The sequence below is a fragment of the Acidobacteriota bacterium genome, assembly GCA_022562055.1.
Classification (GTDB): domain Bacteria; phylum Actinomycetota; class Acidimicrobiia; order Spongiisociales; family UBA5794; genus BMS3BBIN02.
In genome coordinates this window covers 1-13,619 of record JADFQA010000053.1, presented here as the reverse complement: position 1 = coordinate 13,619, position 13,619 = coordinate 1, and the positions used below count along the sequence as shown (strand labels likewise).

At 56.9% G+C, this 13,619-nt stretch carries 16 protein-coding genes; 15 read left to right on the top strand and 1 reads right to left on the bottom strand.

The genetic code is table 11. The annotated features are described in order from the left end of the window. Positions 1-63: 63 nt before the first annotated feature. From IIC71_14180 to IIC71_14160, 5 genes are all read left to right on the top strand, one after another. The gene (locus IIC71_14180) at positions 64-402 is read left to right on the top strand and encodes a hypothetical protein (protein MCH7670330.1); all 339 of its coding nucleotides are present in this window, start codon (positions 64-66) and stop codon (positions 400-402) included. Next, positions 399-1,100 (top strand): ABC transporter ATP-binding protein, encoded by a 702-nt coding sequence (locus tag IIC71_14175; protein ID MCH7670329.1) that lies wholly within the window; start codon positions 399-401, stop codon positions 1,098-1,100. Before IIC71_14180 ends, IIC71_14175 begins: the two co-directional genes overlap by 4 nt. Positions 1,101-1,138: 38 nt before the next feature. Next, positions 1,139-2,344 carry an ABC transporter permease gene (locus tag IIC71_14170; GenBank protein MCH7670328.1) on the top strand — a complete coding sequence of 402 codons (1,206 nt, stop codon included), beginning with the start codon at positions 1,139-1,141 and terminating at the stop codon, positions 2,342-2,344. Positions 2,345-2,480: 136 nt separating this feature from the next. Continuing rightward, positions 2,481-3,077 carry a dCTP deaminase gene (locus IIC71_14165; protein ID MCH7670327.1) on the top strand — a complete coding sequence of 199 codons (597 nt, stop codon included), beginning with the start codon at positions 2,481-2,483 and terminating at the stop codon, positions 3,075-3,077. Beyond that, positions 3,074-3,544 carry a hypothetical protein gene (locus IIC71_14160; GenBank protein ID MCH7670326.1) on the top strand — a complete coding sequence of 157 codons (471 nt, stop codon included), beginning with the start codon at positions 3,074-3,076 and terminating at the stop codon, positions 3,542-3,544. Before IIC71_14165 ends, IIC71_14160 begins: the two co-directional genes overlap by 4 nt. A 32-nt stretch (positions 3,545-3,576) precedes the next feature. Here the strand turns inward: IIC71_14160 and IIC71_14155 are convergent, their stop codons facing one another. After that, positions 3,577-3,882 carry a MarR family transcriptional regulator gene (locus IIC71_14155; protein ID MCH7670325.1) on the bottom strand — a complete coding sequence of 102 codons (306 nt, stop codon included), beginning with the start codon at positions 3,880-3,882 and terminating at the stop codon, positions 3,577-3,579. 312 nt (positions 3,883-4,194) lie between these two features. Here IIC71_14155 and IIC71_14150 point away from each other — a divergent pair, with 312 nt between their 5' ends. From IIC71_14150 to IIC71_14105, 10 genes are all read left to right on the top strand, one after another. Then, entirely contained in the window at positions 4,195-4,929 is a 735-nt protein-coding gene (locus tag IIC71_14150; GenBank protein ID MCH7670324.1) for a GntR family transcriptional regulator, read from the top strand. Positions 4,930-5,151: 222 nt separating this feature from the next. Continuing rightward, complete coding sequence (locus IIC71_14145; GenBank protein ID MCH7670323.1) at positions 5,152-6,165, top strand: LLM class flavin-dependent oxidoreductase; 1,014 nt, start codon at positions 5,152-5,154, stop codon at positions 6,163-6,165. 15 nt (positions 6,166-6,180) lie between these two features. Further along, positions 6,181-7,206, top strand: coding sequence for a hypothetical protein (locus IIC71_14140; GenBank protein MCH7670322.1), 1,026 nt, complete (start codon positions 6,181-6,183; stop codon positions 7,204-7,206). After that, positions 7,203-7,595 (top strand): cupin domain-containing protein, encoded by a 393-nt coding sequence (locus IIC71_14135; protein ID MCH7670321.1) that lies wholly within the window; start codon positions 7,203-7,205, stop codon positions 7,593-7,595. The genes IIC71_14140 and IIC71_14135 overlap by 4 nt, the downstream gene beginning before the upstream one ends. Continuing rightward, on the top strand, positions 7,595-8,353 hold the full coding sequence (locus IIC71_14130) for a class II aldolase/adducin family protein (protein MCH7670320.1): 759 nt from the start codon (positions 7,595-7,597) through the stop codon (positions 8,351-8,353). Before IIC71_14135 ends, IIC71_14130 begins: the two co-directional genes overlap by 1 nt. Positions 8,354-8,355: 2 nt before the next feature. Next, positions 8,356-8,814, top strand: a complete 459-nt coding sequence (locus IIC71_14125) for a (2Fe-2S)-binding protein (protein ID MCH7670319.1) — start codon at positions 8,356-8,358, stop codon at positions 8,812-8,814. Continuing rightward, the gene (locus IIC71_14120; GenBank protein ID MCH7670318.1) at positions 8,811-11,156 is read left to right on the top strand and encodes a xanthine dehydrogenase family protein molybdopterin-binding subunit; all 2,346 of its coding nucleotides are present in this window, start codon (positions 8,811-8,813) and stop codon (positions 11,154-11,156) included. Before IIC71_14125 ends, IIC71_14120 begins: the two co-directional genes overlap by 4 nt. Further along, positions 11,135-12,070, top strand: coding sequence for a 3-hydroxyacyl-CoA dehydrogenase family protein (locus IIC71_14115; protein MCH7670317.1), 936 nt, complete (start codon positions 11,135-11,137; stop codon positions 12,068-12,070). Before IIC71_14120 ends, IIC71_14115 begins: the two co-directional genes overlap by 22 nt. Before the next feature lie 3 nt (positions 12,071-12,073). Next, positions 12,074-12,829, top strand: a complete 756-nt coding sequence (locus IIC71_14110) for an N-acyl homoserine lactonase family protein (protein ID MCH7670316.1) — start codon at positions 12,074-12,076, stop codon at positions 12,827-12,829. Positions 12,830-12,878: 49 nt separating this feature from the next. Beyond that, positions 12,879-13,613, top strand: coding sequence for an SDR family oxidoreductase (locus IIC71_14105; protein ID MCH7670315.1), 735 nt, complete (start codon positions 12,879-12,881; stop codon positions 13,611-13,613). The last annotated feature ends 6 nt before the right edge of the window (positions 13,614-13,619 follow it).

The window sequence follows — 13,619 nt, the reverse complement described above, 5'->3', positions numbered from 1 at the left end:
CAGGATCAGGGGACTCTTCAAGAGGGCATGGCCGTAAGAGTGCGATTACCTGATGGAGTAGAAGTGGCCGCTACAGTCACCTCTGTGGCCACCGTGACGACGGTGGCAGACAACAGTCCGGCAACTCTGGCCATCGAGATCGTCCTCACTGACCCGACAGCAACCAATTGGTTGGATGGTGCGCTTGTGGATGTACTCGTCGTAACAGATTCTGCCCAAGACGTCCTTGCGGTTCCCGTTGCCGCGCTGGTCGCGCTCGTCGAAGGAGGTTACGCGGTAGAGGTGGACACCGGCGGCGGATCGATCCAGCTAGTCGCTGTGGACCCGGGGTTCTACGCCGACGGCCTGGTAGAAGTGTCAGGAACGACGCTCCGAGCGGGCGATCAGGTGCTTGTTCCGTGACCGAGCCAGTTCTCGAACTTGACGCTGTTGTGAAGGAGTACCCCGGTACTCCACCTGTGTTGGCGCTCCGAGGGATTTCCTTCGCTATCGCCAGGGGCGAACTCGTGGCAGTGGTTGGACCGAGCGGATCAGGCAAATCGACACTGCTCCACATAATGGGGACGCTTGATCGACCAACCAGCGGCGGGGTGATCGTTGCTGGCCATCACGTGAACAAGCTTTCCGATCGAGAACTGTCGTCACTCCGATCGCGGCACATCGGATTCGTATTTCAGCAGTTCTTCCTGCTGAGCGGATACACGGCACTAGACAACGTCGCCGACGGCCTGCTCTACACCGGCACGGACCTCGCTCACCGGCGGCACCTCGCGGCCGTGGCGTTGGATCGAGTAGGCCTTAGTCATCGACTTCGACATCTCGCCGGCAAGCTCTCTGGAGGTGAAGGCCAGCGTGTTGCGGTCGCCAGAGCGATCGTCGGATCACCATCGATCATTTTGGCCGACGAGCCAACCGGAAATCTCGACAGTAAGACAAGCGCCGAGATCATGGAACTGCTTGAGGGGTTAAACGAGGACGGCGCAACAATCATTGTCATCACCCACAATCGCGAGATCTCGGACCGGATCCCTCGGACAATTGCGATGAGAGACGGCGTCATCGAGGATCCAATCGGAGATCGAGCCGGGGATTCGGCGTGAACGGTTTGCAAAACGACCCTCTGGACTCGCGAGAGTGTGTGGCCACTTCTGAACTTGTGCCATCTCGCCTACACCCCCGCGACATCTGGCGGATCGCGACGGTAGGGCTTCGCACCCGCAAGTTGAGGGCTGCACTCTCAACGCTCGGCATCGCCATTGGGATCGCCTCTTTGGTCGCGGTTCTTGGCCTATCAGAATCCTCAAAGTCAGACCTTCTCGCCCAGCTCGATCGGCTCGGGACAAATCTGCTTACAGTCCAGGCGGGAGGTGGTTTTGGGAGGGGAAGCGGCGAACTTCCAGTCGATGCCGCGGGCATGATCGCACGCATCGATCCCGTTGAAGCGACGAGCGTAGTCAGTTCGGTCGATGGTGCTTCGGTGTATCGCACGGACTACATCCCTGCTAGCCAAACCGGAGGAATAACTGTCCAGGCCGTCTCAATCAATCTGCTCGATACCCTCGGTGGCTCGATAGCAAAAGGTCGATTTCTCGACGCGGCAACGAGCTCCTACCCAACCACCGTGCTGGGAGCGGTAACCGCCAGTCGACTCGGCATCCAGTCCGTTAGCGGAAAACAGCTCGTCCTGCTCAACGACGAGTGGTTCACCGTTATCGGCATACTTAACCAATTTGAACTGAATCCCGATCTTGACCGCGCGGCTCTCGTGGGCCTTGCAGCGGCCGAAACTTATCTCGGTGACAACATCATCCCGACGGCTGTCTACGTCCGCACCAACCCGGCATTCGTAAACGATGTGCTCGTCGTCCTAGCGCGAACGGCGAACCCGGAAACCCCCGAAGAAGTAGAGGTTGATAGACCGACCGATGTGCTCGAAGCTCGTGAGGCTGCCGATGCAACCTTGACAGCTCTGTTTCTCGGCTTGGGAGGAGTCGCACTACTCGTTGGCGGCGTTGGAATCGCAAACGTAATGGTTATCTCGGTTTTGGAGCGTCGAACCGAAATCGGTCTCCGTCGAGCGCTCGGAGCTACAAAGACTCATGTGGCTATTCAATTCCTTGGTGAGTCGTTGCTTCTAGCGGTAGCTGGAGGGACCATTGGTGTCGCACTCGGTGTCGGTGTCACTGCTGGGTGGGCGAAGCTGCGTGGCTGGGATACCCTCATCCCGCCGGTGGCGATTGCAGGGGGTCTAGGCGCAGCTGTGCTTATCGGGACAATTGCGGGTCTATACCCGGCGATCAGGGCGGCAAAAATGTCTCCGACGGACGCTCTCCGCTCGGCCTGAGATCGTCTCACGAGGCTCCGACGTTTGCTCGGATAATTGAACTCTCGGCGAGACTTGGGTATCGAAGGGCAAATCGCACGACCGATAGTGACTTCGACTACAGTCCGCCGCTGGCCGGCTTCGCTAGTATCCGCGCATGATCTTGTCTGACCGGTCTATCAAGGAAGCAATCGCTGCGGGAAGGATCGTTCTCGATCCGTACGACGAGGCGATGGTGCAACCATCGAGCATCGACCTTCGATGCGACACGCAGTTCCGCGTCTTTGAGAACCACAAATACGCCCTCATCGATCCGAAGGCGCCGCAAGAAGATCTCACTAAACAAGTCGAAGCCTCGCCGGATCATCCCTTCATCCTCCACCCAGGGGAGTTTGTACTTGGCGCCACCGCAGAAGTCATCGGACTCGCCGACGACATTGTTGCCCGCCTCGAGGGAAAGTCGAGCCTGGGACGGCTCGGCCTCCTTATCCATTCGACGGCCGGATTCATCGACCCCGGGTTCCAAGGGCAGGTCACGCTTGAACTCTCGAATGTTGCCAACCTGCCGATCGCGATTTACCCGGGGATGAAGATCGGCCAAGTCTCGTTCTACGAATTGTCAACGGCAGCCGAAAACCCTTACGGCAGCGCCGGTGCGGGCAGCAAGTATCAAGGTCAACGTGGTCCGACTGCAAGCCGAATCCACCAAGAATTCGACGAAGAACATCACGACGTGCAGGACCGCTCACGATGACACCGGGCAGCCTCGTCAGCCAGTATCGACGCAATACCTCAATCGTTGAGAGACAGTGCCAAGGACTCACCCACGAGCAGGCACTCTTCCAGGCTCCGTACAACATTAATTGCATGAACTGGGTCGTTGGCCATATTCTCGTCGGCCGAGACTCAGTGTTGAACTGCCTCGGTGCCGCCCCCATATTCACGGAGTTTGCCCGTACATACCTGCGCGAGTCAGAAAAGATCATCGAGGACGGGCCCGGAGTTGCTCCTCTGGAGGTTCTCATTGCCTTGATGATCCAAAGCGGCCGACAACTTGGAGAAGCCCTCGCGAGTACCAACACCACACTCCTTCAGGAGGAGGACGATGAGGGGCACACACTGCTCTCCAAGATTCGCTTCGACTTGTGGCATGAGACCTACCACACCGGTCAGACGGACCTCTTGCGTCAGATCTCCGGCATGGACGATCACATCATCTAGCAATGTGATCCGCAGACGGCGTCACAATCGGTTCAGCGCAGTTTCTCCAACAGCGAGTCGAGTTGCTGAGCGTCGCGACGGGTGAGACGTGAAAACATCTGCTCGTCTAGATCCTTGAGATGGGTGCGGCATGCGGCCTCAAGGATGTCGTGACCCGATTCCGTGAGTTCCAGATACAACACCCGACGATCCGAATCCGATGGCGTTCGTTGAACGTAACCCGCCTCGACGATTCTATCGATTAACCGAGTTACTCCGCTGGTGGTGAGAGCAATTTCATTGGCTAGGTCGCACATCTTGAGTCGCGCTTGCCCGGCTCTTCCGATACGGAGAAGCACTTCGAACCACGTCTGTAAAAGGCCATGAGCGCCTCCAGCGACCGCCCAAACTCGCGGTCGAGTCGCGCTCTGACCTCGATGAGGCGACCAAAGGATGTCAAGAATCTTGGCGCCTGGCGCAATACGTGAGACCAAATTAGTGACCAGTTCGCAATCGGCGATTCCTCGAACGGACATTTGGCTCAAGAAAGGACCTTCTCTTTCGGACCATTGACTGCGATCGCATTCTTGGCTGGCGTCGATCACGATGGTGGTGCAGATAGATCAGCTACTCTTCAGATGGTGCTTGGTCCTTCGGTGCATCGTCTACTGTTGACCGTCGACACGACCGACGAAACCGTGGGAGGACCCATCGTGAACGGTATTGAGGCTCGGACCCTCGGAGAGCAGATCTACCAAGCTCTCGAAGCTGCGATTGTTGATGATGAGTTACCACCCGGGACGGAGCTTCCCGAGGTGGAGCTTGCTGAACAATACGGCACGAGTAGGGGTCCCGTGCGTGAAGCACTCCTTCACCTCAGCTCCGATGGGCTGGTGGTTCTCCGGCCGCGGCGGGGCGCTGTTGTGCGAGTTCTGTCACGTAAGGAGTTTCTCGATGCTTATCAGGTACGTGAGGTGCTTGAGGTGCTCGCTGTGTCTCTTACAGTTCCAACACTGACACCCGAGCAGTTAGACATTCTTGACGGTCTCATGGAGACGATGGACACAGCCGTGTTCAGGGACGATATCAACATGTTCTTCGAAGCGAATGCAGAGTTTCACAAGTTCTTCGTTGACCAGTCGGGGAACGTGCGGCTACAACAGTTGCATCTCCAGTTGAGTCGTCCCATGGCTAGGTATCGTCGCCGTTCTTTGGCGCTTCGTGGCGATCTGCGGTCTTCGTATGAAGAGCACAAGCGGATCATGGCTGCTGTTCATGCCCGAGATCCTGATTTGGCTGCGAATTTGACTCAGCTCCATATCGCGGTGCCCCAGCAACGTCTTGCAGGCCTCAATGACGACGAATGGGACCTTATCCAGACTACGACATTGCCTGGTGTCGACTGAGCCACCAGTACAAAAGCCGGCTCCTTGGGTGGTTTCCCCGCATCACCCGACTGTATTTCTCCATGCCCAGCGAGTGTTACAACGCGGATATACCCGGACGAAGCATCTTGTTGACATTTAACTGTTGACAAAGGATACTGACGCACAGATTCGTCCTTTATGGCAGCGAGTTGGCGTCCGGCCCTAGGCCTTGGCGAGATTGAACGTTCGTAGGAGATCAGCATGCATTTCGGTGTCAACCTGAACAACCGTGAGCCGCTTATTACACCGCAATACTCGTTGCAGGATCTGCTTGACCTCTCCACGCTCGTTGAGGCGCAAGGCTTTGACTCCGTGTGGGTGGGAGACAGCTTGTTTTCCAAGCCGCGATGGGAGGCAATCAACCTGCTGTCAGCAATCTCACAGCGCACTGACCATGTCAAACTTGGGACATCTTGCCTGGTGACGTCGACACGGAATCCACTGTATCTCGCCCTCGAATGGGCAACGCTCGACGCTCTATCCGATGGTCGGACGATCCTTGGAGTATGCATGGGGAACCCCGAAGACGGAGTACGTCGCGAGTTCGCTGCTCTCGGTCTCGACTTCAAGCACCGGGCAGGGATCTTCGAGGAGGGTCTCAGGGTCCTGCGAAGCCTATGGAATGAGGGTTCGGTGTCGCTCCAAGGCAAGTACTTCACCTACGACAATGTCTCCTTCTTTTCCGGTACGGAAATGGGTCCTCTCATGCCCGTACAATCTCCTCCACCGATCTGGGTGGTGTCCAACATCCGGCTACTTGGTACCTTGGAAAGCGATGTAGCCAAACGTCGCCTCGAGCGAGCTTGTCGTCGAATCGTCGAACTTGGAGAGGGGTGGATGACGTGTTGTCGCGCACAACATCCCGAAGAGGTCGTCGAGCAGTTGGGCTATTTGAAAGACGCTGCGGATGATCTGGATGTCGATATCTCTGACTACGCGATCTCCTACCAAGTCACAATGAACATCAAAGACTCCGAGGCGGAGGCCGAGGACGCTTTCAGTCAATACATATCTCAGTACTACCCAGAGCTGAGCCAGTCGATGGATCTCTCGAACTGGGGTCCGGTAGGAACGCCGGACCAGATCATCGCATGGCTTGAGACGTTCCGCGACGTCGGGGTCACTCATTTCATATGCCGCTTCGGCGATCTCGACCAATTCGGTCAGGTCGAACGTTTCGCAAAGGAAATACTCCCGCATTTCAACAAGAACTAACGCCAAGGAGGAATCATGGCAGAGAACCAAGAACAGCCCCGCACCGAAGAAGACATGAGGAGGTCGGCCGAACTCATCGTCGACACCTGCTTTGACGTCCAAGAGGGTGATGTCGTCACCATCATTACGGACAACCGGCGAAGCGAAGAAGCGGAAATGGTTGCGACCGTCGTGTCCGAGCGCGGAGCGTGGCCAGTTGTCATGAACAACGACACACAGGTGCGCAGGGCTCTCAAGGACACACACTTTCCGATGGTGCCGCCCCGGAACCTCCACACCGCGATGGTCACAGCGGATGAAATCATCATCATGACTGATCTGGAATGGGCGAACCGTTTTGCACATGTGAGCGCCGTGAAGGAGTCATGTGCGGCAAACGCACGGATTGGTTCTGTCGAGGAGGGTTTCGGGCGTTGGCTCATCTCGATCGACGATATCGAGAGAACGATTGCAAACGCCCAGGCCGCTATCGCGAAACTGGAAGGGGCAACTCGAATTCGCGTCACCTCACCTGGCGGAACCGACGTCATCGTCAGCATCGAAAGCCGTCCAGCGCTTGAAATCGTGCCGGTCAAGAAACGTGGTGCCATGATGGGACCGGTCCCGCTCTGGGGAGAGGTTGCGTATGCGGCTGTCGAAGACCAGACCGAGGGAACGATCGTCGTCGACGGCAACATGCTCGGGATAGGTATCCCCCATAATGTCGAGACACCAATCACCTGGCACGTCGAGGGTGGCCGATATCGTGCGATCGAGGGTGGTGCAGAAGCGACGAGGCTGCGCGATACGGTACGAGATGTCGAGGGTGCAGACGTCATCGGTGAGTTCGCTTTCGGAACGAGCGACTTTGCGCCCTTGGGATCACCGTCGGAGAAGGGTCGAAAAGGCACCGTTCACTTCGCTCTTGGAGACAATCAGAATTGCTATCCCGGTGGACAGAACACCAGCCGGCTACACCTCGACGGTGTCGTGCACAACGCGACGATCGAGATCCTGGACAACGGTTCATTCATTCTCAAGGAAGGGGTCTGGCAGCTGTGAGCGGCATACGAGTCATAGCGCTCGACGATGTCGATCCGATATCGCTTCCCAACGGAAGCTGGAGTCGCATTCTTGTTTCGTCCTCGACGGTAGACGACAATGTGTCAAGTCTTGGGTACTCGGTGTTCACTCCAGGTACTGAAACTGATCATCTTTCCCACGCTGTAGAAGAGCTTGCCTTCGTTGTGTCAGGGCATGGCGAACTTCGTTCAGATGACACAACAGTAGCGTTGTTACCCGGGAGTGCAGTCTTCATACCGCCCCGTGTCTGGCATACCGTTGTCAACACCGGGAACGAGGATTTCGTCATGGTTTTCACTTTTCCGGATAGAGGATATCCGGCCACCGAGCGCCGTGCAGCCCCATCGTCAAGCGACGGTGGCACCTGATGGGTCCAAGTGGCGACGATAGTCTTAGCGCCGCAAGCGCCGCAGAGCAGGTCGCTCTGGGATGCCGAATTATTGCCGGGTTCGGCCATGAAGACCTGACACTTGGCCATGTATCCGTTCGGTCAACAACCGAAGGCCACGTATACATCAAAAGGAAGGGGATTGCGCTCGGGGAGGTGACTCCCGACGATGTCATCGAGATTGATCTCAACGACAATGATTGCCTCGCAACACCAGGAATGCATCTCGAAGCTGCTATCCACGTGGAGGTCTATCGGAGCCGCCCGGATGTCGGAGCGGTGATTCACAGCCACCCCCTATACGCAACCGCTCTCGGTGCAACATCAACGGACGTTGTTTTCCTTGAGTTCCTGACTCACGACTCAGTCCTTTTCAAGGATGGTATCGGGATCTACTCCGACTCTGCAGAACTCGTCACCACCACCGAGCAAGGAAAGAAGGTTGCAGACGCACTCGGTGGCCGCCGCGCCGCACTGCTCAAGAACCATGGCGTCGTCGTAGCCGGAGAAGACATTCGTTGGGCGGTCATGGCTGCGATTACTCTTGAGCGAGCGATTCACCTACAGATTCTGGCGCGGAGACTCGGGTCGCTTGACCCCCTTTCCCAAGAGGATGCTGAGAGCGTATTCCCAGCAAAGTACCAGGACAAATTGTTGGACGAGTACTGGGCACTGTGGGAGCGCAGGTTTGGTGCAGGATTGAGCGACAATGTTCATGGTACCGAGGCAGGAGCCTGAGCATGCAGATCGACACGATGGTCAATGGGGTTCGCTTCGAGGGTGAAGTCGCCGCGAACATGTTGCTCATCGACTTCTTGCGCGATCAGCTAAGCCTGAAAGGTACGAAGCAGTCATGCGAGGTGCAAGTGTGTGGCAGTTGCACGGTACTCGTCGATGGTCGAACGGTGAGTTCATGCATGTTTCTCGCCTGTGAATTGGACGGTTGCGCCGTCGAGACGATTGAGGGCGCCAAACAGTCGGATTTCTACGAAAGAACTGAGGCAGCGTTGGTACGCCATGCAGCAGTGCAGTGCGGGTTCTGCACACCCGGCTTTGTCATGACCTTCAAATCGATTGTCGAAGATGGTGGCGGTGCCGATGAGGCCGAACTCCGTCGAAAGCTGAGTGGCAATTTGTGTCGATGCACCGGCTACCGGTCAATCCTTGATGCCGCAGCAGACATCGTGGGTGGGTCGTGACGTCATCGAGAGTGATCGAGTACGAGCTTGCCAGACGGAGTGATGGCATCGGCTCAAATGTCCCACGAGTCGATGCAACCGACAAGATAAACGGTACTGCTGAGTATGTGGGCGACATGTCAGTCGCTGGAATGGTCCATGGCAAGGTACTACGCAGCAACATCGGACACGCAAAGATTCGTAGCATTGACATTTCAGTAGCCGAAGCTATGACAGGTGTTGTCGCCGTTCTCACAGGTGAGGATCTTGACGACATCGACCCATACTATGGTCACGCTCTGCGTGATCGGCCGATAGTCGCCATTGATGAAGTGAGATTCGCTGGTGAGCCAATTGCTGCCGTCGCTGCTGAAACCGAGGAGCAGGCCGAAGCTGCCTTGCTTTCGATCATCGTGGAGTACACAGATCTTCCGGTTGTCGCCAGTCTCGGTGCGGCACTCGCCCCACACGCAACTCTCGTCCATGAGGGACAGACGAGGCCGGGATTCGCACACGGACTCGGACAACTCCCCGAGAGAGATGGCAACGTCTGCTATCGGTATGGTTTCGACCGCGGCGACATCGACTCAGCGGCTGCACTCGCAGATATCATCATCGAAAAGGATTACGAGTTTCCGGCCGTTTATCAATATTCGATGGAGACTCACGCGGTTATCGCTCAATACGCCGGAGACCGGATCGATCTGTGGGCAAACTGCCAACACCCCTTCCTTGTTCGAGCTGAAATTGCTGAGCTTTTCGGACTCGCTGTTGATCGAGTTCGTGTCATAGTCCCTTACCTTGGCGGAGGGTTTGGCAGCAAGTCGTATACGAAGATGGAACCGATCGCTGTCGCTCTTGCCCGCAAGGCCGGGTGTGCAGTGAAAATCGTCAACCGTGTGGACGAATCAATGGTGACAACGCGTCGACACAATATGAAGTGTCGGATGCGTACATTTGCGACTCAGGAAGGACAGCTTCTTGGACGCGAGGTAGAGTTCTGGCTGGATACCGGAGCATACGCTGACAACGGTCCGAGAGTGACCGCGACCGCAGCCGACGCCGCTCCGGGGCCGTACCGATGGCCGTCGTTGCGCGTGCTCGGCCACTGTGTCTACACCAACACAGGACCAGCTGGGTCGTATCGTGCGTTCGGAGCAGCCCACCTCCAGTGGATCGGGGAATCCCAGATCGACGAGGTAGCCAGGGCTGCCGGCATTGATCCGTTGGAGTTTCGCCGAAGGAACCTGCTTCGCCCCGGTGAGGAGGTCCGGCCGGGCGGCCGGCCACTCGATGCCGATCTCGTCGGCGATGTCGAGAAGGCGGCGGTTGCCATAGGTTGGGGAAGAAAACGCATTCCCAATCGAGGACTTGGGATTTCTGTCGGCCTTCTCGCCGCTGGCGCACACCCAGTATCGAGCGCCTCAGTAAGGATGGATGCCGACGGTGGGGTCACAGTCCTCGTCGGGTCGACTGAGATGGGCCAGGGATCGAGAACCGTCATGGCCCAGATCGCAGCCGAGGTTCTGTCGATCGATCCGACTACTGTCAGCGTGCCGGGTACTGATACCCAGTTCACGCCATACGACCGTTCAACCGGAGCAAGCCGCTCCACCACCGTAGCGGGAAAGGCTGTGGAGTTGGCTGCCCGTAAGGTGCTCGATTCGCTGCTCGAAACAGCTGTGCAATTTTTCGAGCTGGACGACCGCCAGAAACTCCACGCCGGCGACGGCCAAATCTGGCTTCGGAACAGGTCGGTTACGTATCCAGACCTCATCTCCCAGCGGTTTGGGTTCTCCGGTGGTGAACTCCGCGGATACGGCGAGGTGAAACCCGAGAAGGGAAGTGGGACATACGCAGAGGGACCAGTGTTCTGGGAAGTGTGCGTTGCAGGCGCCGAGGTCGAACTCGACCGCGAGACCGGAGTCGTACGCATCCTGCAAACGTCTAGCGTCGCCGACGTTGGCAAGGCGATCAACCCGCAGCTGATAGAGCGACAGGACGAGGGCGCCGCGTTGCAGGGACTGGGGAACGTGTTGTTCGAGGAGATGCTGTACACAGAGGACGGTGCGCTCCTGAACGACACGCTCCTCGACTACCGCATTCCAAACACAGAAGACCTGCCAGGGAAGATGACATGCATCATCGTTGAGAACGGTGACGGACCAGGCCCCTTTGGGGCGAAGGGATGTGGAGAGGGCGCTCTTGCGGCACTTCCAGCCGCGGTCGTGAACGCGCTCGCCGATGCCGGCGTTGCTATGACCGCACTACCCCTCACCCCCGAACGAGTATGGCGACAAATCCAAGATACTGAAAACCAACAACAAGAAGGGAGACCGAAATGGTCGCATACAACACAGTAGCGATAATTGGAACCGGCACCATGGGCCCGGGGATGGGAGCGGTGATCGAACGCGCCGGTATGAAGACGTTCCTATTCGACATCGACAAGGGCGCTCTAGAGCGGGCGAAAGCCAGCATCGAGATAGCCCGTGGCGTACTCGACAGACTCGACGCACCGCTGGTCCCCGACGGATCGATCCATTTTTCGACGAGTCTCGAAGAAGCAGTTAGCGAAGCTGATCTCGTCATCGAGTGTGTATCCGAGAATCTCGATCTCAAGAAAAAGGTGTTCGTAGATATCGCCGCCCTTGCTCCCGAAACCGCGGTGCTCTCGTCAAATACTTCCGGTATCCCAATCACGAAGATGGCAGAAGGCAACGATGGCGCATCGCGGATGATTGGCATGCACTGGTCGAACCCACCCCACCTCATACCGATGATCGAGGTAATAGAAGGAGAGCAGACATCGCCGGCAATCAGGGACGAACTCGTCGAGTTCATCCAGTCGTTCGGATACAAGGCGGTCGTCGAGCGTGAGGTTCCAGGTTTCGTTGAAAATCGGATTCTCTACGCTGTCCTGCGCGAAGTTGTCGAACTCGTGGAACGTGGAATCATTAGCTACGCAGACATGGATACCTGCGTCAAATGGGGAATCGGCTACAAGCTGGCGGTAATTGGGCCACTGGAACTCATCGATATGGCCGGACTAGACATCTACAGCAGCGTTGGCTCCTATTTGAACCAGGATCTTTCGACGGCGTCGACGGTTTCATCCATGATCACAGACAAGGTCGCAGAAGGTCGACTCGGCCTCAAGACACTCGGCGGGATCTACGACTACGACGCTGATGAAGTCAAGTCGCTTGGGGCCGCTAGGGCGGCAAAGCTAATCGCAGTTCGCAGGGCCCTCGAGGGCGACAAAGGAGACGAGTGACAAATGGTTGACAAAAAGGTGTACATCCTCGACTCCGGCTCGCTGGTGATCGATCGCTCTCAGGTTCTCTGGCACGTTGATGTCGGAACGCCCGTGAGATTCCCCGTGTACAGCGTCCTGGTTGAGCATCCGGACGGCCTGTTCCTGTTCGATACGGGATACGACCTCGAACACGTCGAGAAGGTTCTCCCGTTTGAACTTCCGGAGCAGACTGCGGAGCAGACGATCCCAGCCCAGCTCGAAATATGCGGGTTCCATTCCGAACAGGTGAACTATGTGATCAATTCTCATTTCCACTTCGATCACGTCGGAGGGAACAAGTACTTGACCAATGCCACAACTCTTGTCAGCAAGGCAGAACTTCGGCATGCGAAGGTACCCGAACCCTTCGAGCGCCTCGGCTACTCGGATCTCTCATTTGACTTTCTGGGAACAAAATACGAGCAGATAACCGGAGACATCGAGATTGCAGAAGGCTTGTGGCTCTTCGAGACCCCGGGCCATACCGCCGGCCACTACTCGCTGATGGTGGAGATGGACGATAGACCGTCGATGATCTTCGCCGGCGATGCCGTATACACGTTCGAGACGCTTGAACATGAAATCATCGCTGGGTTTCACCTCGACCCGACAGCAAGTATCGAATCGATCCGACGTTTGAAACAGCTCGCCAAGCTGCACGAGGCCGAGATCTATCCGTCACATGAAATGACACCTTTCTTGGAATGGAAGAAGGCGCCAGAGTTCTACGCAAGTTGAGACATCCGATCGACAAAGTATTGATTCGAGCAGGAATGGAGAATATGACATGAAACATCAAGATCGTGTGGCGATCGTTACCGGCTCGGCGCAGGGCATTGGGGCGTCAATTGCACGGAAACTGAGCGCCGAAGGCGCGGCCGTCGTCATTGCAGATATCAACGCTAAGGGTGCTGCAAAAGTCGCCGATTCACTACCCAACGCCCTCGCTGTTACCGTCGACACAAGTTCCGAGGACCAGGTTGGTGCCCTTGTCGAAGCGACCATGGAGCGATTCGGCAAGGTGGACGTTCTCGTTAACAACGCTGCAATCGTCCCCTTCACCAAATGGGATGACATCGATTTCGCGGAATGGCGCCGGATAATGTCGGTGAATCTCGATGGGGTGTTCCTGACGAGCCGCGCTGTGTATCCCCACATGCGTAAAGCAGAGTTCGGACGTATCGTGAACATCGCGTCGAACGTTTTTGTCGCAGGGACTCCGAACCTTGCACATTATGTGGCAGCGAAGGGTGGCGTGGTGGGATTCACGAGAGCGCTTGCAACGGAACTCGGACGTTATGGAATCACGGTGAACGCAGTTGCTCCCGGCCTCACCGAGACCGAAGGAACTTTGGCGAGCCCCCACGCGGAGGCATTCGACTTTGTGCAGAGCTTGCAAGCTATTCCGAGGCGCGCCATGCCTGACGATATCGCTCCCGCGGTGTCGTTCCTGGCGTCTGAAGAGGCCGCCTGGGTCACGGGGTCACTGCTTGTCGTTGATGGCGGACACACGAGACACTAGGAGGTC

Coding starts and splice junctions, on each gene's coding strand:
- IIC71_14165 (MCH7670327.1), top strand. CDS start 2,481: ATGATCTTGTCTGACCGGTCTATCAAGGAAGCAATCGCTGCGGGAAGG.
- IIC71_14160 (MCH7670326.1), top strand. CDS start 3,074: ATGACACCGGGCAGCCTCGTCAGCCAGTATCGACGCAATACCTCAATC.
- IIC71_14145 (MCH7670323.1), top strand. CDS start 5,152: ATGCATTTCGGTGTCAACCTGAACAACCGTGAGCCGCTTATTACACCG.
- IIC71_14140 (MCH7670322.1), top strand. CDS start 6,181: ATGGCAGAGAACCAAGAACAGCCCCGCACCGAAGAAGACATGAGGAGG.
- IIC71_14130 (MCH7670320.1), top strand. CDS start 7,595: ATGGGTCCAAGTGGCGACGATAGTCTTAGCGCCGCAAGCGCCGCAGAG.
- IIC71_14125 (MCH7670319.1), top strand. CDS start 8,356: ATGCAGATCGACACGATGGTCAATGGGGTTCGCTTCGAGGGTGAAGTC.
- IIC71_14115 (MCH7670317.1), top strand. CDS start 11,135: ATGGTCGCATACAACACAGTAGCGATAATTGGAACCGGCACCATGGGC.
- IIC71_14110 (MCH7670316.1), top strand. CDS start 12,074: ATGGTTGACAAAAAGGTGTACATCCTCGACTCCGGCTCGCTGGTGATC.
- IIC71_14105 (MCH7670315.1), top strand. CDS start 12,879: ATGAAACATCAAGATCGTGTGGCGATCGTTACCGGCTCGGCGCAGGGC.